This window comes from Pseudomonas sp. E1BtOHC1 (assembly GCF_058744285.1).
In genome coordinates, this window is sequence record NZ_CP196023.1 from 1,784,191 (window position 1) to 1,802,386 (window position 18,196).

14 protein-coding genes are annotated in these 18,196 nt (G+C 61.5%); 4 read left to right on the forward strand and 10 right to left on the reverse strand.

The window, feature by feature from the left end; translation table 11 throughout:
• Positions 1 to 119: 119 nt before the first annotated feature.
• Together ACSSVC_RS08155 and ACSSVC_RS08160 are read right to left on the reverse strand one after the other, a co-directional pair.
• Entirely contained in the window at positions 120 to 2,651 is a 2,532-nt protein-coding gene (locus ACSSVC_RS08155) for a PepSY domain-containing protein (protein ID WP_492612163.1), read from the reverse strand.
• Positions 2,652 to 2,806: 155 nt separating this feature from the next.
• Positions 2,807 to 5,062, reverse strand: coding sequence for a TonB-dependent receptor (locus ACSSVC_RS08160; protein ID WP_492612164.1), 2,256 nt, complete (start codon positions 5,060 to 5,062; stop codon positions 2,807 to 2,809).
• A 208-nt stretch (positions 5,063 to 5,270) separates the two neighbouring features.
• Here ACSSVC_RS08160 and ACSSVC_RS08165 point away from each other — a divergent pair, with 208 nt between their 5' ends.
• Both ACSSVC_RS08165 and ACSSVC_RS08170 read left to right on the forward strand, forming a co-directional pair.
• Positions 5,271 to 5,951, forward strand: a complete 681-nt coding sequence (locus ACSSVC_RS08165; protein ID WP_346633654.1) for a Fe2+-dependent dioxygenase — start codon at positions 5,271 to 5,273, stop codon at positions 5,949 to 5,951.
• A gap of 3 nt (positions 5,952 to 5,954) precedes the next feature.
• Positions 5,955 to 6,755, forward strand: a complete 801-nt coding sequence (locus ACSSVC_RS08170) for a tetratricopeptide repeat protein (protein ID WP_446439053.1) — start codon at positions 5,955 to 5,957, stop codon at positions 6,753 to 6,755.
• Positions 6,756 to 6,874: 119 nt separating this feature from the next.
• On the opposite strand, the gene wecB is transcribed toward ACSSVC_RS08170, so the two are convergent.
• From wecB to ACSSVC_RS08200, 6 genes are all read right to left on the reverse strand, one after another.
• Complete coding sequence (wecB, locus tag ACSSVC_RS08175) at positions 6,875 to 7,963, reverse strand: non-hydrolyzing UDP-N-acetylglucosamine 2-epimerase (protein ID WP_492612165.1); 1,089 nt, start codon at positions 7,961 to 7,963, stop codon at positions 6,875 to 6,877.
• A 366-nt stretch (positions 7,964 to 8,329) separates the two neighbouring features.
• Positions 8,330 to 9,493 (reverse strand): type III PLP-dependent enzyme, encoded by a 1,164-nt coding sequence (locus ACSSVC_RS08180; RefSeq protein WP_346633651.1) that lies wholly within the window; start codon positions 9,491 to 9,493, stop codon positions 8,330 to 8,332.
• A 677-nt stretch (positions 9,494 to 10,170) separates the two neighbouring features.
• On the reverse strand, positions 10,171 to 11,328 hold the full coding sequence (locus ACSSVC_RS08185; RefSeq protein WP_492612166.1) for an osmoprotectant ABC transporter ATP-binding protein OsmV: 1,158 nt from the start codon (positions 11,326 to 11,328) through the stop codon (positions 10,171 to 10,173).
• Positions 11,325 to 11,978: an ABC transporter permease gene (locus ACSSVC_RS08190; protein WP_346633649.1), complete on the reverse strand. Its 654-nt coding sequence runs from the start codon at positions 11,976 to 11,978 to the stop codon at positions 11,325 to 11,327. Before ACSSVC_RS08190 ends, ACSSVC_RS08185 begins: the two co-directional genes overlap by 4 nt.
• Positions 11,979 to 11,993: 15 nt before the next feature.
• On the reverse strand, positions 11,994 to 12,887 hold the full coding sequence (locus ACSSVC_RS08195; protein ID WP_446439052.1) for a glycine betaine ABC transporter substrate-binding protein: 894 nt from the start codon (positions 12,885 to 12,887) through the stop codon (positions 11,994 to 11,996).
• 24 nt (positions 12,888 to 12,911) lie between these two features.
• Positions 12,912 to 13,628, reverse strand: coding sequence for an ABC transporter permease (locus tag ACSSVC_RS08200; RefSeq protein ID WP_346633647.1), 717 nt, complete (start codon positions 13,626 to 13,628; stop codon positions 12,912 to 12,914).
• Positions 13,629 to 13,977: 349 nt separating this feature from the next.
• Between ACSSVC_RS08200 and ACSSVC_RS08205 the strand changes: the two genes are divergently transcribed.
• A complete protein-coding gene (locus ACSSVC_RS08205; protein WP_346633646.1) occupies positions 13,978 to 15,561 on the forward strand; it encodes a peptide chain release factor 3 in 1,584 nt (527 codons plus the stop codon).
• A gap of 335 nt (positions 15,562 to 15,896) precedes the next feature.
• Positions 15,897 to 16,142 (forward strand): hypothetical protein, encoded by a 246-nt coding sequence (locus ACSSVC_RS08210; RefSeq protein ID WP_346633645.1) that lies wholly within the window; start codon positions 15,897 to 15,899, stop codon positions 16,140 to 16,142.
• 106 nt (positions 16,143 to 16,248) lie between these two features.
• On the opposite strand, the gene ACSSVC_RS08215 is transcribed toward ACSSVC_RS08210, so the two are convergent.
• Both ACSSVC_RS08215 and ACSSVC_RS08220 read right to left on the reverse strand, forming a co-directional pair.
• A complete protein-coding gene (locus ACSSVC_RS08215) occupies positions 16,249 to 17,220 on the reverse strand; it encodes a peptide ABC transporter ATP-binding protein (RefSeq protein WP_346633644.1) in 972 nt (323 codons plus the stop codon).
• Positions 17,220 to 18,188, reverse strand: a complete 969-nt coding sequence (locus tag ACSSVC_RS08220) for an ABC transporter ATP-binding protein (protein WP_346633643.1) — start codon at positions 18,186 to 18,188, stop codon at positions 17,220 to 17,222. Before ACSSVC_RS08220 ends, ACSSVC_RS08215 begins: the two co-directional genes overlap by 1 nt.
• Positions 18,189 to 18,196: the final 8 nt, after the last annotated feature.

Here is an 18,196-nt window from a genome sequence, read left to right on the forward strand (position 1 = left end):
CGAAGAGGCCTTTGAGCCTTGCGCCGTTCTGACGGGCGCCTTCGCTGGCAAGCCAGCTCCTACGGAGGGTGCAGCACGATGGGTGTAGGAGCCGGCTTGCCGGCGAAGCGTCTGAGGCCTCAGTAAACGTCGCGGCGATAGCGACCCTGTTCGATCAGGCGTTCGACGTGGTCTGCGCCCAGCACTTCATTGAGCACTTGATCCACCCCCGACGCCATGCCCTGCAAGCTGCCGCAGATGTAGATCGCGGCGCCATCGTCCAGCCATTTTTTAAGCTCGTCCGCCGCCTGGCGCAGGCGGTCCTGGACGTAGACTTTCTCGGCCTGGTCCCGGGAGAACGCCAGGTCCAGGCGGCTCAGGTCGCCGCGGGTCAACCATTCCTGCAGTTCGTCCTGGCAGTAGAAGTCATGCTCGGCATTGCGCTCGCCAAAGATCAGCCAGTTGCGTTGCTGGCCCTCGGCGATCCGCGCCTTGAGCAGGCTGCGCAAGCCCGCCAGCCCGGTGCCGTTGCCCAGCAGAATCAGCGGGCGAGGTTCGGCCGGCAGGTGGAAGCCGCTGTTGCGTCTGACCCGCAGGCTGATGCTGGCGCCCACTGGCGCGTGTTCGGTCAGCCAGCCGGAGCCGATGCCCAGGCTGCCGTCGGCGTGGCGTTCCTGGCGTACCAGCAGCTCCAGGCAACCGTCGGCAGCAATCGAGGCGATGGAGTATTCGCGCATGCTCAAGGGCACTAGGGCGTCTACCAGGGCTTGGGCATGCAGCCCCACCAGATGGCTGCGGTTTTCCGGCAGTTGGCGGCTGCCCAGGGCCTGTTCGAGGCTTTCTTCCAGGCCGTCGAGCTGTACCTTGCTCTCACCGCAAAGGCCCAGGCCGTTGAGGAAGTAGTCGACCATCCATGGGCTGTTGCGTGGCATGACTTCCACCAGGTCGCCCGCTAGCCAGCTACTGGTGCTGGGGGCCAGCAACTGCAGCAGGTAGACTCCGGAACCGCTGCTTTCAGGGTTGAGCAGGGTGCGGGTGTTCAAGGTCCAGTTGTCGAAGGCCGGGGCCTGCCACAGGTCCACGGGAGCCTGTCCGGTCAGTTGGCCCAGCTGCTGTTGCCAGTGGCGCAGGGCGTAGGTGTCGCCGCTGTCCACTTCGATGGGGGCGAACAGGGTGTTGCCGCCCTGGCTCGACAGCCAATCATGCAGGCGCCGGGCAAAGCCGCAGAAGTGCTGATACTGGCGGTCGCCGAGGCCGAGCACGGCGTACTGCAAACCCGCAAGCGGCAGCTCGCGGCCCAGCAGTTTGCGTTCGAAGCCCCTCGCGCTGTCCGGGGCTTCACCGTCGCCGAAAGTGCTGACTACGAACAGCGCGCGTTGGGCGCTGCGCAGATCCTGTTCGCTGAGGCTGGCCAGCGACTGGACCTTGGCGCTGACCCCGGCAGCTTGCAATTGCCCGGCCGTCTGCCAGGCCAATTGTTCGGCAAAGCCGCTCTGGCTGGCGAAACCGATCAGCCACGCCGAGCCATCGTCGGCGGCGCTTTCCAGGCCTTGGCGAGCGTTCTTGATCTGGCGCTTTTTGCGACGCCGGTCCAGGTACAGCAGCCAGCCGGTGACGAAGAACAGCGGCATGCTCAATGAGGCCAGGGTCAGCACTATGCGTCCGATCAGGCCGAAGTAGCTGCCCACGTGCAGGGCGTAGACGCTGGTGAGCAACTGCGACTTGAAGCTCTTGTCGGCGTAGCGGTCATGACGGCTGATGACCCCGGTGGCGGGGTCCAGGGTCAGCTGGTTCAGCGCTCGATCGTGGGGCGAGTCCTTCAACAGGTAGAACACCGTCGCCGGCTGACCGGCCACTGGCGGCATGCGGATGTTGTAGCCGCTGAGGTCCTTGCCGGCGGCGCTGTAGATGCTGCTCCACATGGCGTTGTAGTCCGCCAGCGGCGCCTGGCCCTTGGGCGGTGGGCCGCCGCGACCGCCGCGCTGGTGTTCACTGTGTGGCGAGTCGGAGAGCAGTTTGGTCAGGCCCTCTCTGTACCAATCGTAGGACCAGTACAGGCCAGTGAGGGCGAACAGCAGATAGAACAGCAGGCACCAAGTGCCGAACACCGCGTGCAGGTCCCAGTTGAAGCCGCGACCTTTCTTGGCCCAGTCCAGGGTCAGCCACACGCGCCAGTTGCCGACCTGGCGCGGCCAGCGCAGGTACAGGCCGGACAGGCAGAAAAAGATCAGGATCAGGGTGCAGGCGCCGGTGATCTGGCGGCCGGTGTCGCCGATGGCCAGGAAACGGTGCAGTTGCAACATGAAGCTGAAGAAGTCCTGGCCGACGGCGTCGCCCATGAATTCGCCGGTATAAGGATCGAAGTAGCGCATCTGGCCACGACGTTCCCCCGGCGGCGGGGTGAAGAACACCCGTGCGGCGTTGCCACTGTCGGTTTCCACCCAGAGCATGGACACGGTCTTGCCTTCGGCGGCCTGGATTTTTTCCACCAGTTCGGCGGGCGGCAGCACTCCGGCGGGGAGCTTGTCGACTTGCAGCACCGATGGGTTGAGGGCGCGCAGGATCTCGTCCTGGAACGACACCGTCGCCCCGGTGATGCCCATCAGGGCCAGGATCAGCCCCGCGCTGATGCCGAAGAACCAGTGCAGCTGGAACAGGGTTTTCTTCAACACATCGACCGCCTTGTACGTCCAGAGAGGTGAAACACGGCGCGCATTATGCCGTGGGTTGTCGAGAAGCATTCTTTCTTACACGCAAAAGCCCCAGGCATTGAAATGCGCGGGGCTTGGCTGCCTGTGGCCGGGGCCACAGGAGGGGCTGCGTTGGATCAGAAGTGGAAGTTGGCACTCATCAGGGCGGTACGGCCGGCGGCTACGTGGGCGTAGTGGGTCTGGAACACCTGGTCGAAGTAACGCTTGTCGGTCAGGTTCTGCACGTTGAGCTGCAGGTCGACGTTCTTGGTCAGCTTGTAGCTGGCCATGGCGTCGTAGCGCCAGTAGGACGGGATCTCCACCGAGTTGGCGATGTTGCCGAACTGCGAATCGACGAAGGTGGCGCCGGCGCCGACAGTGAGGCGTTCCGGGATCAGGTCATAGGTCGACCACAGGGTGAAGTTGTTCCGTGGCGTGCTTGGGGTGTGGTTGCCCTCGTCCACCGCCAGGGTGGTTTTCACCACTTCGCTTTCCATGTAGGTGTAGCCGCCGTAGACCTTCCAGTTGCGGGTCAGCTTGCCGCTGTAGGTCAGTTCCAGGCCGTTGACCCGTTGTTCACCGTCCAGCACCTGGGTAGCGCCGCCATCCGGGTCGTTGATCCGCGCGTTGGTCTTCTCGGTGCGGAACAGGGCCGCGGTCAACGACAGATCGTCATCGAAGAAGTCCCACTTGGTGCCCACTTCGTAGTTGCGGTTCTTTTCCGGGTCCAGGCTGCTGTTGTTCGCCGCAAGATCTAGGCCGCCGTTGCCGCTGGTCTCGCCCGCCGGGTTGCTGGAGGTGGAGTAGGCGGCGTAGATGCTGCCGTTGGGCAGTGGTTTGTAGACCACGCCGATCTGGTAGTTCCACAGCTGCGAGTTGTTTTCGCGGGCGAACTCGCCCACGGGGGCACGGGTGGCGTAGCCACTGGAGCGGGTCTGATAGTCGTCGAAACGCAGACCCAGGTTCAACGACCATTGCTCGTTGAACTTCAGGGTGTCGAACACGTAGGCCGCAGCGGTCTTGGTGTCGGTGTCGGTGTAGGCCGCGCTGTCCTTGATGGTGCCGTTCCAGCCGGCGCCCGGCGTCGGGTTGTTGAGGCTGGTGCAGTCGCCATTTGCGATCAAGGCTGCGTTACAGGTGCTGCCGTTGACCGCCGAGGTCACGTCGTAGGCACGGTTGTGGGTGTCCACGTAGGAGAACTCGATACCGGTCACCAGGCTGTGCTCGATGAAACCGGTGTCGAACTTGGCGCTCAGGTCGGTCTGGTTGGTCCAGCCCTTGGAGGTCGAGTTGCGGCTTTTCGGGCTGCGATAGACGGTGCCGTTGGCCACGTTGCCACGGCTGTCATCCGGGTTGGTGACGATGTAGTCCAGGGTCGAGCGCGACAGGCGGAAGCTGTTGGACAGGGTCAGGTTGTCGTTCAGGTCGTGTTCGATCTTGATCGTACCGCTGTCTTCGCTGGTCTTGCGGTAGTCGCGGCCGGTGAGGCCGTAGAAGTTGTCACGATTGACGCTGACCGGTTTGTCGACGTTGTACTTGCTGCGGCGAGTGCCGCTGTTGGTCAACGGGATGCCGTAGTCCGGGATGTCGTCAGTGTTGAGGTGGTAGTAGCCCACGGTGACCCGGGTGTCGGTACCCAGGCCGAACGCGAAGGAGGGCGCCACGCCCCAGCGGCTGACTTCCACGGCGTCGCGACCGGCCACGTTGGCCTCGTGCTTCATCAGGTTCAGGCGGAAGGCCGAACTGTCGGTCATCTGCTGGTTGAGGTCCAGGGTGGTGCGTTTGGTCTGGTCCGAGCCCCAGGTGAAACCACCGTTGTAGGAGTTGCCCAGCTTGGCAGTCTTGGAGATCAGGTTCAGGCTGCCGCCGGTGGAACCGGCACCGGTAAAGGCCGAGCCAGGTCCCTTGCTGACTTCGATGGATTCGACGTTGAAGATCTCCCGGCTTTGCGAGGCAGGATCACGCATGCCGTCGATGAACACGTCGCTTTCGGCGTTGAAGCCGCGAATGATCGGGCGGTCACCGGCTGGGTTGCCGCCTTCACCGGCACCAAAGGTAATCCCGGGTGTGGTGCGCAGGGCATCCACCAGGCTGGTGGCAGCAGTGTCGCGCATCACTTGCTGGGGAATCACCGTCACGCTTTTCGGCGTTTCCCGCAATGGTGCTGTGTATTTTTTCGAGGAGGAGGAGTCGACCTTGTAAGACGTCTGCTCCTGGGCCTCACCAGTAATGCTGGTGGCATCCAGTGCAATGGCCTTGCCCGCCGTCTTTTGCTGGGTGTCTTGTGCGGCCTGGGCCATATGGCCCGCGGAGCCGGCGGTAATCGCCACGCCAATCGCAGACGCCAGCAGGCGTGGTGAACTGACAGCGGATGGTGGTTGTTGGCGTGACATGGTGATTCCCCTCCCCAAGGATTTGAGGCCGCGGAATATAGGGGAAAGAAACAATTGTTATCAATTGCGAAACATTACTATTCGCACTGAATTTACATTCTTTACAATTTATCCTTACGGTTTTTGCGTTCTCGTTCGTCTGTCGGGTTTTACACAGTCAATAAGAATCAATATCATTGACGGCCTTTCGCTGCTCAGGTACCTGGCCATGTTGCTGCATATCCCCGGCGTGTTCACCCGTGATGAAGTGGGGCGTATCCGTGAAGCCCTGGAGCAGGCGGACTGGGCGGACGGCAAGATCACCGCCGGGTATCAGTCGGCCAAGGCCAAGCACAACCTGCAGTTGCCCGAAGGCCACCCGCTGGCCCAGGAGATCGGTGCAGCGATGCTTGATCGCCTGTGGCAGAACCCCTTGTTCATGTCCGCCGCCTTGCCGCACAAGGTGTTCCCACCCTTGATCAATTGCTACACCGCCGGCGGCAGTTTCGACTTCCACATCGACAACGCCGTGCGCCAGCCCAAGGGCAGCCCGGAGCGGGTGCGCACGGACCTGTCGTCGACCCTGTTCTTCAGCGACCCCGAGGATTACGACGGCGGCGAGCTGGAGATCCAGGACACCTACGGCCTGCAGCGGGTCAAGCTGCCGGCGGGGGACATGGTGCTCTACCCCGGCACCAGCCTGCACAAGGTCAACCCGGTGACTCGCGGCGCTCGCTACGCCTCTTTCTTCTGGACCCAGAGCCTGGTGCGCGAAGACAGCCAGCGGGCCTTGCTGTTCGAAATGGACGGGGCGATCCAGGAACTGACCCGAGATATGCCCGAGCACCCTTCGCTGATCCGCCTGACTGGCACCTATCACAACCTGCTGCGTCGCTGGGTCGAGGTGTAAGCCGTGACTTTTCAACTTCGCCGCGAGGAAGTCCTCGACGGCGCGCAACTGAGCGCCATGCTCCAACAGAGCCCGGCCCGTGCGGCCCAGGCGATACTGGTGGCGGCCCGGGAAGGCCTGGTGGATGCCCAGGCGCTGCTGGGGCAGATCCTCCTCGATGGCCACGGTATCCAGCAGGATCAACCCCTGGCCTTGCGCTGGTTCGAAATCGCCGCCCAAGGCGGCCACCTGATGGCGCGCAACATGCTCGGCCGCTGCCATGAGCACGGGTGGGGTTGCCCGGCGGATGCAGCCAATGCTGCACGGCACTATCGCCAAGCCGCGGAAGCGGGGCTGGATTGGGGCTTGTACAACTACGCCAACCTCCTGGCCACTGGTCGTGGTGTAGAGCAGAACCATGCCTTGGCCCTGGACTGTTATCGTCGTGCGGCGGGCTTAGGCCATGCCAAGTCAATGAACCTGCTGGGGCGTTACCTGGAGGAAGGGGTGGTGTGTCCGGCCGATCCCGAAGCGGCGTGGGACTGCTACCGACGCTCGGCCGAAGGCGGGGATTTTCGCGGACAGTTCAGCTATGCGGCGGTGCTGGCGGATGCCGGTCGTATCGACGAAGCCGTGGATTGGCTGCAACAGGCCCTGGCTGGCGGCAATTTGAACTTCCTCCGAGTGGCTCGTTTTTCGTTGTTGAGCGCTGCTCATCCGGAGGTCAGAGATATGGCTGGGGAGTATTTTCAGCGCGCGGCTGAGCTGGGGGATAAGAGCGATAGAGCTGAGCTGGCTGCTTTTTCCAATGTCGCCAGGTATTGAGGGCAACACTGGCCTTGTTGGTCGGTAGATCTAAAGGTGGTTGCAGGGACGTTTTCCGTCCCTGAACAATCCTTGAGCTGCGAGTAAAGTGAGATACAGGCTGACCAGAAGGCGCGGTCTCAAGCTCCCATTATCAAGTGCTTGATAATTGCCTGGCTTGCACTTCCGTTCCCGTAGGGGGCGCTCTGGTCGCCGTTCTGGCCGTCCTTCAACTGTGCGAAAGCATTCAGGATACGAGCTTCGGATGCACCCACCACATGGTTCCAACCGAGGGCCACTGTTTCAACCCACTCGGTTTCATCGCGCATGGTGATGCAAGGAACCTGATAGAAAAACGCTTCTTTCTGGACGCCGCCGGAGTCGGTGAGAATCACCTTGGCTGCCTGTTCGAGTGCCACCATGTCCAGGAATGCCAGGGGCTCGACGATCGTGAGCTTTTCCAATAGATGTTGCAGCTTGTGGTCATTGACCAGTTTGCGTGTTCGAGGGTGCAGTGGCAGAACCACTGGTAGTTCTGTACTGATGGCTGCGAGTGCCGAGAGGATCGCATTCAGTCGTTCAGGCGAATCAGTATTTTCAGCGCGATGGCAGGTGGCCAGGGCAAAGCCCTTCTCGAACAGGCCCAGGGTGTCGAGGATTCGGCTGTTGCTCCGTGCCCGATCACGGTAGTAGAGGGCCACGTCATACATGACATCGCCGACGTTATGGACGCCTTGAGTGATGCCTTCCTGTGCCAGGTTATCGACTGCCACTACCGTTGGGCACAGCAGCAATGTCGAGACCCGATCGGAGAGAATCCGGTTGATCTCTTCCGGCATGCGCATGTTGAACGAACGCAGGCCAGCCTCGACATGAGCGACTGGAATATGCAGTTTCGCCGCTGCCAGCGCTCCTGCCAGGGTCGAATTGGTATCTCCGTAGATCAGAACCCAGTCGGGTTTCTCGTCCTGCAGGATTTGTTCGATGCCTTCAAGCATGCGGCCGGTCATGGCCCCGTGTCCCCCGCCCGATACTTCCAGGTTGTATTTCGGAGCTGGAATCTCCAGCTCATCGAAAAACACCTGGGACATGTTCGGGTCGTAGTGTTGGCCAGTGTGGACCATGATTTCTTGCAGTTGGTCAGGGTGTTTGAGGATCTCTCGCGAGACTGCTGCGGCCTTGATGAACTGAGGGCGTGCGCCGACGATGGTGATGATTTTACAGGTCATGCGTTAATTCTCTTTTCAAGGCGTTCACTATGGCTATTCAGAGCCTTCACTGAGATACCGATAATTTGGCAGGCTCATGATTCGAAGAGCAAGGCTATCGCTTGCTTTGGCTGAGTGTGGCAGTGCTTGATCGCCGGTTTGGTGAATTCGGAGAGTTTACGGTGACGGGTCCGAATGGTGCTGGCGATATCGCTGCAACATGTCCTGTCATGCCGTTCTCTCAGGGCGAGAGGTGCTACGGCCACCTAGCGAGCTGGGCACTCCAGCGAAACCCCAACGGCGCTGTAGTTCGCTAGTAGATCAAAAAAGCCCATGACAAGTCATGGGCTTTCACTTACCGCTTGCCGCTGGTCACTTGCAGCTTTCTTACAGATAGTAGGCCTTCAGCGGCGGGAAGCCGTTGAATTCCACCGCGCTGTAGCTGGTGGTGTAGGCACCGGTGGACAGCCAGTACAGGCGGTCGCCGATGGCCAGGTTCAGCGGCAGGCCGTACTTGTAGTTCTCGTACATGATGTCGGCGCTGTCGCAGGTCGGGCCGGCGATGACCACTTCTTCGACTTCACCTTTTTTCTCGGTCCAGATCGGGAACTTGATGGACTCGTCCATGGTTTCGATCAGGCCGGAGAACTTGCCCACGTCGGTGTAGACCCAGCGCTCCACGGCGGTGCGGGATTTGCGCGCCACCAGCACCACTTCGCTGACCAGGATACCGGCGTTGGCAATCAGCGAGCGGCCCGGTTCCAGAATGATTTCCGGCAGGTCGTCACCGAAGTCTTCCTTCAGGAAGCGGATGATTTCCTCGGCGTAGGTTTCCAGGCTGTTGGTACGGGTGATGTAGTTGGCCGGGAAGCCGCCACCCATGTTGATCAGCTTGAGCTCGATGCCGTCTTCTTCCTTCAGGCGCTCGAAGATCACCTTGACCTTGGCGATTGCCGCGTCCCAGACGCTGATGTCGCGCTGTTGCGAACCCACGTGGAACGATACGCCGTAAGGCACCAGGCCCAGGTCGCGGGCGAGGATCAACAGGTCCATGGCCATGTCGGTCTGGCAGCCGAATTTGCGCGACAGCGGCCAGTCGGCGGTGGTGGAACCTTCGGTGAGGATACGCACATAGACTTTCGAACCCGGGGCGGCCTTGGCGATGTTGCGCAGGTCGGCTTCGGAGTCGGTGGCATACAGACGCACGCCCTTCTCATAGAAGTAGCGGATGTCCTTGGATTTCTTGATGGTGTTGCCGTAGCTGATATTGGCCGGGTTGACGCCGCGGCCCAGCACCTTGTCCAGCTCGTAGATCGAGGCGATGTCGAAGCTCGAGCCTTTTTCGTGCAGCAGGTCGATGATCTCGGCAGCCGGGTTGGCCTTGACCGCGTAGTAGACCTTGGCGAATTCGAAACCGGCGCGCAGGTCGTCGTAGGCCTTGGAGATCATCTGGGTGTCGATGACCACGAACGGGGTTTCTTGCTGGTCGGCGAAGGCCTTCATTTTCTGAAAGGTTTCGCGCGCGAAATAGTCTTCGACGTTAATCGACATGCGTTGGGAGCTCCTACTGGCAAACGTTGGTAATCAATGGGTTTAAGGACAGGTCATGGATGACACCGCCTTGTGAACGTCCTCCGTATCCCCACTTTGGTTCGCCTACTTCCCAAGGCATGTCGCCGAAAGCAAAAAGGCCATGGGAAAGTTGCCCTTGGCCTTGCTGTCTCGTCGTCAGTACTTGAGCCGGATGGATCGTTTCCAGCATGGACGTTCGGCGCGAACTTTAGGCGGTGAGGGGCCTGAGATCAACAAAAAATGTCGCGTTTTTGCACTTGTCTGACGTGCGTGACGGACACCTCTCTTTGTAGCCGACACAGATGACGGGCAGATGTTCCCGAAGAATTCACGGGTGTTAAAAATACCTGCACGTTCGACGCTTTTGCGTGCCAAGTGGCTGGTAAGTATGAAATCGTCAACATCGGCGACGTTAGCGGCGAGAGGCGGGTGTGAGGGGGATTTTGGCTGTTTGGGAAGGCGTCGCCGGACAGCATTCACGGGGGTGGCTGTTGATATTTTTTTCCGGCGCGTTGGCAGGCAAAAAACCTTGTGGCGAGGGAGCTTGCTCCCGCGGACTGCGCAGCAGTTCCACTCTTTTTTGCCAAGAGGGTCCGCTTCGCGGCCCAGCGGGAGCAAGCTCCCTCGCCACAGGTTCGTTATTGGCTATTTATTGATCAGGCAAACACCGCTTCAGCCGGCGAGACGATATTGGTCTTCATCCCCCGTGAACGCCCCGAGCTCAGGTAGGCAGCAATGGATTCCTGGGTCACTTCCCCAAGGAACACCCGTTCGGCATCCATTACCGGCAGCCACGAACGGTTGAACTCGTACATGCGCGACAGAAGAATCCGCAGGTGTTCGTCATAGGCAGCGGTGGCGTTGAACTCCCGCAGGAACTGCGCGCAGGTGCCGGTCTGACGGTGCAGGTCGCGACGACGTACATAACCCAGGGCCTTGTTCTCGGCGCAGGTCACCACCACGTAGCGGCGGTCGTGTTCGTCCATCAGTTCCAGGGCATCGGCCACTGGGGTTTCCGGGCTCACCGACGGTGCGTTGTCTGCGGCGTCTTCGGCTTTCACCAGCAGCAGGCGCTTGAGGGTGCTGTCCTGGCCAACGAAATTGCTGACGAAATCGTCCGCCGGGTGCGCCAGCAGGGTGTCCGGGTGGTCGATCTGCAGCAGCTTGCCGGCGCGGAAGATGGCGATCTTGTCCCCCAGCTTGATGGCTTCATCGATGTCGTGGCTGACCATGATCACGGTCTTGTTCAGCGCTCGCTGCATCTCGAAGAATTCGTTCTGGATCATCTCGCGGTTGATCGGGTCCACCGCGCCGAAGGGTTCATCCATCAGCAACAGCGGCGCATCCGCCGCCAGGGCGCGAATCACCCCGATGCGCTGTTGCTGACCACCGGACAGCTCTCGCGGGTAACGGTGCAGGTACTGCTTGGGCTCGAGCTTGATCATGCTCATCAGCTCGCGGGCGCGGTCGTGGCATTTCTGCTTGTCCCAGCCCAGCAGCTTGGGCACCACCACGATGTTTTCCTCGATGGTCATGTTCGGGAACAGGCCGATCTGCTGGATCACGTAGCCGATGTTGCGGCGCAGGGTTACTTCGTCCAGGTCGGTGGTGTCTTCGCCGTTGATCAGGATCTTGCCCGAGGTGGGCTTGATCAGGCGGTTGATCATTTTCAGCGTGGTGCTCTTGCCGCAGCCGGACGGCCCGAGGAACACGCAGATCTCGCCTTCATTGACGGTCAGGCTTACCGAGTCGACGGCTTTGACATCTTTGCCGTTGCTGCGAAAGGTCTTGGTCAGGTTTTGAAGTTCGATCATTTCAGGAGTCCTTTTGGAGTCAGCGAGCGTTGCAGCCATTGCAGAAGCAGGTCGGCGAAGATGGCCAGAAGACTGACCAGCACCGCGCCGACGATCAGCATCGACATGTCGCTGCGGCTGATGGAGGCAAGAATGAGTACGCCCAGGCCGCCGGCGCCAATGGTGGCGGCGATGGTCATGACGCCGATGTTCATCACCACGGCGGTGCGCACCCCGGCGAGGATCACCGGCACCGCGATCGGCAGTTCGACCATGCGCAGGCGCTGGCCGAAGGTCATGCCGATGCCGCGGGCAGCTTCGCGGATACCCGGCTCGACACCGGTCAGCGCCAGGTAGGTGTTGCGCATGATCGGCAGCAGGGAATAGAGGAACACCGCAGTGATGGCCGGCAGCGGCCCCAGGCCCTGGCCGAACTTGGAGTAGAACGGCAGCAACAGGCCGAACAGGGCAATGGAAGGAATGGTCAGCAGCACCGTGGCGCTGGCCTGCAGGGGCCCGGCGAGGGAGGGAAAGCGGGTCATCAGAATGCCCAGGGGGACACCGAAGACAATCGCCAGGGTCACGGCGATACCCACCAGGGTGATGTGTTGCCAGGTCAGGTGCAGGACCTGGGTCCAGTCAAGATGGGAAAAGGCGTTTAAAAATTCCATGTCTTCTCCTCTCTATTAGTTGATCGGGTGTTGGCGCAGGAAATCGGCGGCCACGGCGGAGGGGCTTTCATGGTCAACGTCGACTCGCGCGTTCAACTGACGCATGGTTTCGTCGTCGAACAGGGCCGCCAGCGGCTTGAGGTCGGCGGCCAGTTGCGGGTGGGCGTCGAGATAAACCTGACGCACCACGGGCGCTGCGGTGTAGTCCGGGAAGTAATGCTTGTCGTCTTGCAGCAGCTTGAGCTTGAAGGCGTTGAGGCGGCCATCGGTGGTGTACACCAGGCCGGCAAACACCTGGCCATTGCGCAAGGCGGTGTAGACCAGGCCGGCGTCCATTTGCCGGGTGTTTTTGCGGGTCAGGTTCATGTCATACAGCTTGACCATGCCGCCCATGCCGTCGGAGCGGTTGGCGAACTCGGTGTCCAGGGCCACCAGGCGGTTTTCCTTGGGGTTTTCGGCCAGGGCCTTGGTCAGGTCGCTGATGCTGTTGATCTGGGGGTGTTCCCGGGCCACGTTCTCCGGCAGGGCCAGGGCGTAGGTATTGCTGAACTTGGACGGCGACAACCAGACCAGGCCTTTTTTCGCGTCGAGTTCTTTCACTCGGGCGTAGGACTGTTCGCTGTCGAGTTTCTCGTCGATGTGGTTGTAGGCCACCAGCGAGACCCCGGTGTATTCCCAGATCAGGTCCAGCTGTCCGCTTTCCTGGGCACTGCGGGCCAGGTTGCTGCCCAGGCCGCCGGTAACGCGGGTGTCGTAACCCTTGCTGCGCAGGTACTGGGAGGTGATTTCCGCCAGCAGGGTCTGTTCGGTGAAGACCCGGGCACCAATGCGGATCAGCGGTTTTTCCGCGGCTTGCACCCATCCGGAAAAAAGCAGGATGCAGCCGAGTATCAGGCTTGTTTTTTTCATGTTCATTCCTTGGCGCTTACGGACTTAGGACGGGCGCAGACCACGTTCCAGCCAGAGGCGGCTGGCCAGGGTTACCAGGCCGTCGAGGAGCAAGGCCAGCAACGCGGTACAGGCCGCGCCGAGCAGCAATTGCGGCTGATTGTTCAGGGCTATGCCGGGGAAGATCAGGCTGCCCAGGCTGTTGGCGCCGATCAGGAAGGCCAGGGGCGCGGTGCCGACGTTGATCGCCAGGGCCACCCGTACGCCACCGATGATGATCGGCACGGCATTGGGCAATTCGACTTTCCACAGCACTTGGCGTGGCGTCATGCCGATGCCGACCGCCGCTTCCTTGAGGGAGCCCTGGACGTTTTTCAGGCCTTCATAGGTGTTGCGCACGATGGGCAGCAAGGAGGCGAGGAACAGAGCGAAGATGGCCGGGCCACTGCCGATGCCGAGAATCCCCAGGGCGATGGCCAGGACGGCCAGAGGGGGGACGGTGTTACCGATGTTGAACACTTGCATGAAGCGTTCGGCGCGTCCGACCATGCTCGGGCGGCTGAGGAAGATGCCGGCGGGGATGCCCACTAGCAGTGCGGCGAGCATGGACGCCAGGACCAGGAACAGATGAGCTTGCAGGTAGAACAACAGATCGTCGCGGTAGTGTTCGATCGTACTGATGCCGATCCAGTGGATCAGCAGGGCCAGGAGGGCGATTACCGCAACCCCTCCTATCAGCCCTTTGCCATAGCGAATAGCCACAGGCGGACTCCTTTTGTCGGTCGGCGGGTACTTTCCCGTGTGGCAGGGCCATTCCTGGCTGCCGGGAAAGTACGCGCGAAAAGCAGCTCGTCGAGTGCCGGCAGAGCGGCGGTTGAACGAGCCATGAGCGCAGCTTCGTCAAGCTAACTTGCTGATATTTCAGCCCCTGACGACAGCGCGTGACAGGGGAGTGGACGTCTCCACGTTTTAAAAGGTTCCATACTTGGCAGCATATAGCCACCGTTTATCTGCCTTGCGGTGGTTTGGGCGACGGGGGCAGCGGTGGCCCGCGAGGCTTTGTCTGGGCTATAATCTGCGCCCTTTTTTGATCACCGCCAGGCGATTTCCCATGACCAAACAGGCCGCCGAAGTCGCGAAACGCCGCACTTTCGCCATTATTTCCCACCCGGATGCGGGTAAGACCACCATCACCGAAAAGCTCTTGCTGATGGGCAAGGCAATTGCGGTGGCGGGCACCGTCAAATCGCGTAAGTCCGATCGCCATGCCACTTCCGACTGGATGGAGATGGAGAAGCAACGGGGTATTTCCATTACCACGTCGGTCATGCAGTTCCCCTATCGCGAACACATGATCAACCTGCTGGACACCCCGGGCCACGAAGACTTCTCGGAAGACACCTATCGCACCCTGACCGCGGTGGACTCGGCGCTGATGGTGCTCGACGGCGGTAAGGGCGTTGAGCCACGGACCATCGCCCTGATGGACGTCTGCCGCCTGCGGGACACGCCCATCGTCAGCTTCATCAACAAACTCGACCGCGACATTCGCGATCCGATCGAGCTGCTGGACGAAATCGAAGCGGTACTGAAGATCAAGGCCGCGCCCATCACCTGGCCGATCGGTTGCTACCGCGACTTCAAGGGTGTGTACCACCTGGCGGGCGACTACATCATCGTCTACACCCCGGGCCACGGCCACGAACGCACTGAAACCAAGATCATCGAGAAACTCGACTCCGACGAAGCCCGTGCCCACCTGGGTGACGAGTACGAGCGTTTCATCGAGCAACTGGAGCTGGTGCAGGGTGCCTGCCACGAGTTCAACCAGCAGGAGTTCCTCGACGGTCATCTGACTCCGGTGTTCTTCGGTACCGCCCTGGGCAACTTCGGTGTCGATCACGTTCTCGACGCCGTGGTGGACTGGGCGCCGTTGCCGCTGCCCCGTGAAGCCAATGAGCGCGCCGTGGCGCCCCAGGAAGAAAAATTCAGCGGTTTCGTGTTCAAGATCCAGGCGAACATGGACCCCAAGCACCGCGACCGTATTGCCTTCATGCGCATCTGCTCGGGCAAGTACGAGAAGGGCATGAAGATGCGCCACGTGCGTACTGGCAAGGACGTGCGCATTGGCGACGCCCTGACCTTCTTCTCCTCCGAGCGTGAGCAACTGGAAGAGGCCTATGCTGGCGACATCATCGGCCTGCACAACCATGGCACCATCCAGATCGGCGACACCTTCACCGAAGGCGAGGCCCTGGGCTTTACCGGTATCCCGCACTTCGCCCCGGAACTCTTCCGCCGCGTGCGCCTGAAGGACCCGCTCAAGTCCAAGCAACTGCGCCAGGGCCTGCAACAGCTGGCCGAAGAGGGCGCGACCCAGGTGTTCTTCCCGGAGCGCAGCAACGACATCATCCTCGGCGCCGTGGGTGTGCTGCAGTTCGATGTGGTGGCCAGCCGCCTGAAGGAGGAATACAAGGTGGAGTGCTCTTATGAGCCGATCACCGTGTGGTCTGCCCGTTGGATCGAATGCAGCGACAAGAAGAAGCTGGAAGAGTTTTCCAACAAGGCGGTGGAAAACCTGGCGTTGGACGGCGGCGGTCACCTGACCTACCTGGCGCCGACCCGGGTCAATCTGGCGCTGATGGAAGAGCGCTGGCCGGACGTGAAATTCCGCGCCACCCGCGAACACCACTAAGTTCGCCTGCGACACCCCAAGCCCCGCTGTGCAGACAGCGGGGCTTTTTGTTGCGCTCAGGATAGGCCCGCCGCCCCGTAGCAGCTGGCTCGCCAGCGAAGGCTACGGACGCGGCGGTGCATGGCTTGCGGGCCTCTTCGCCGGCAAGCCGGCTCCTACGGGTTGTGGTGTATTTCAGGGAGCGCCGTTAGTCGGAAGGGCCCGGTCGGCTCGGGTATCGATAGCCTGCTATCTGGAAAAGCCGGGATATCGGGACTAGGTTTCAGACAGTGCTGCGACCTTCACAAGGTTGGGCGCAGCCTTTGATGATTCACCTGTGAAGGATGGAATCGGCTATGAATATTTTCCAACGCACGCTGTTGCTGATCAAAGTGCTGGTGATGCTGTCGCTCGGAACCTCGGCGGCCTGGGCCCACAACCTGCTGGAGGTCAAGGAACCGGGCTTTTCGTCGACCATAAGCGAACCGGTACAGATGCTCGCCAAGTCCGAGTCGGAGCCGGGGGATGAAGGGCAAGGGGGCAGTTCGGGGGATGACGATCAGACCACCGACGATGACGACGATGGCGACAGCCAGGGCTAAAAGAAAACCCCTGGCAACGGACTGATGCGCAATCCGTTGCCAGGGGCGGGTGGAACACTGTACAGGCGCTCCCGGACCGTTTCGGGAGCGCCTTTTTCATGTCCGCTTAAACCACAAACTGCTCGGCGTAGTGGCAAGCCACCTGACGGCTGTCGAGCTGGCGCAGGGCTGGCTCTTGCGTGCTGCAACGCTCGGTGGCGTAGGGGCAGCGCTTGTGGAAGGCGCAGCCCGACGGCGGGTTCAATGGGTTGGGCAATTCGCCGACGATCTTGATCTTCGGTTTGTCCGGGTCCGGGTGGATGGTTGGGGTCGCCGACAGCAGCGCCTGGGTGTAGGGATGCAGGGGGCGGGTGTAGATGTCCTCCTTGGGGCCCATTTCCACCGGCCGGCCGAGGTACATCACCAACACTTGGTCGGCGACGTGACGCACCACCGCCAGGTTGTGGGAGATGAACACGTAGGCAGTGTTGAATTCCTGCTGCAGGTCCATGAACAGGTTCAGCACCTGGGCCTGGATCGACACGTCCAGGGCCGAGGTCGGCTCATCCGCGACCAGCACCTTGGGCTGCAGCATCATGGCCCGGGCCAGGGCGATGCGCTGGCGCTGACCACCGGAGAACATGTGCGGGTAGCGCTGGTAGTGCTCGGGGCGCAGGCCCACCTGTTTCATCATCGCCTGGACTTTCTCCCGGCGTTCGGCGGCGGACAGCTTGGTGTTGATCAGCAGCGGCTCGGCCAGTTGGTCACCGATCTTCTGCCGCGGGTTGAGCGAGGCATAAGGGCTCTGGAACACCATCTGCACGTCTTTGCGCAGTTGCTTGCGCTGGGCCTTGTCGGCGCCGGCGACTTCCTGGCCGGCGATTTTCAGCGAGCCCGAGGAGGGTTCTTCGATCAGGGTCAGGGCCCGGGCCAGGGTGGACTTGCCGCAGCCGGACTCGCCGACCACGGCCAGGGTCTTGCCGGCTTCCAGTTCAAAGGACACGCCGTTGAGGGCGCGCACGGTGGCATGGCCCTTGAACAGGCCACGGGACACTTCGTAGTGACGGGTCAGGTCGCGGGCGGTAAGAACGACGGCCATTACGCCACCTCCTGATTCAGCGGGTAGAAGCAGCGCACCAGGCTGGCGGCTTTTTGATCGAGGCTCGGACGCTGCTGACGGCAGTTGTCCTGGGCGTAGGGGCAGCGCGGCGACAGCAGGCAGCCCTGTGGTCGGTCGTAACGCCCGGGGACGATACCGGGCAGAGTCGAGAGGCGGGTGGCGCCCAGGCTATGCTCGGGAATCGCCGCCAGCAGCGCTTCGCTGTAAGGGTGAGCGGGGATGTCGAACAGCTCCGGTACCTGGCCGACTTCCACGGCTTGCCCGGCGTACATCACGCACACGCGCTGGGCGGTTTCGGCCACGACGGCGAGGTCGTGGGTGATCAGCACCAGGCCCATGTTCTGTTCTTTCTGCAGGTTGAGCAGCAGGTCCATGATCTGCGCCTGGATGGTCACGTCCAGGGCGGTGGTGGGTTCGTCGGCGATCAGCAGCTTGGGCTCGCCGGCAATCGCCATGGCGATCGCCACCCGTTGGCTCATGCCGCCGGACAGCTGGTGCGGGTAGGCGTCCATGCGGCTGGCCGCGCCAGGGATCTCGACCTTTTCCAGCAGCTCGATGGCGCGCTTGCGCGCCGCCTTGGCGGACATCTTCAGGTGCAGGCGCAGCACTTCCTCGATCTGAAAGCCCACGGTGTAGCTCGGGTTCAGCGCGGTCATCGGGTCCTGGAAGACCATGGCCAGGTCCTTGCCGACGATCTGCCGGCGCTGGCGGGCGCTGAGCTTGAGCATGTCGCGGCCGTCGAAGCTGAGGGCGTCGGCGGTGACGATGCCGGGGTGCTCGATCAGCCCCATCAGCGCCATCATGGTCACCGACTTACCCGAGCCGGACTCGCCGACGATGGCCAGCACTTCGCCCTTGTCGACCTTGAGGTCGAGGCCATCAACCACCGGCACCGCCGTGGCATCGCCGAAGCGTACGTTGAGATTCTTGATTTCTAGCAGTGACATGGGAATCT

What these genes read in the sequence shown, in the direction of transcription:
- ACSSVC_RS08160 (WP_492612164.1), bottom strand. Translation starts at nt 5,062, where the DNA reads ATGTCACGCCAACAACCACCATCCGCTGTCAGTTCACCACGCCTGCTG.
- ACSSVC_RS08165 (WP_346633654.1), top strand. Translation starts at nt 5,271, where the DNA reads ATGTTGCTGCATATCCCCGGCGTGTTCACCCGTGATGAAGTGGGGCGT.
- wecB (WP_492612165.1), bottom strand. Translation starts at nt 7,963, where the DNA reads ATGACCTGTAAAATCATCACCATCGTCGGCGCACGCCCTCAGTTCATC.
- ACSSVC_RS08180 (WP_346633651.1), bottom strand. Translation starts at nt 9,493, where the DNA reads ATGTCGATTAACGTCGAAGACTATTTCGCGCGCGAAACCTTTCAGAAA.
- ACSSVC_RS08185 (WP_492612166.1), bottom strand. Translation starts at nt 11,328, where the DNA reads ATGATCGAACTTCAAAACCTGACCAAGACCTTTCGCAGCAACGGCAAA.
- ACSSVC_RS08190 (WP_346633649.1), bottom strand. Translation starts at nt 11,978, where the DNA reads ATGGAATTTTTAAACGCCTTTTCCCATCTTGACTGGACCCAGGTCCTG.
- ACSSVC_RS08195 (WP_446439052.1), bottom strand. Translation starts at nt 12,887, where the DNA reads ATGAAAAAAACAAGCCTGATACTCGGCTGCATCCTGCTTTTTTCCGGA.
- ACSSVC_RS08205 (WP_346633646.1), top strand. Translation starts at nt 13,978, where the DNA reads ATGACCAAACAGGCCGCCGAAGTCGCGAAACGCCGCACTTTCGCCATT.
- ACSSVC_RS08210 (WP_346633645.1), top strand. Translation starts at nt 15,897, where the DNA reads ATGAATATTTTCCAACGCACGCTGTTGCTGATCAAAGTGCTGGTGATG.
- ACSSVC_RS08215 (WP_346633644.1), bottom strand. Translation starts at nt 17,220, where the DNA reads ATGGCCGTCGTTCTTACCGCCCGCGACCTGACCCGTCACTACGAAGTG.
- ACSSVC_RS08220 (WP_346633643.1), bottom strand. Translation starts at nt 18,188, where the DNA reads ATGTCACTGCTAGAAATCAAGAATCTCAACGTACGCTTCGGCGATGCC.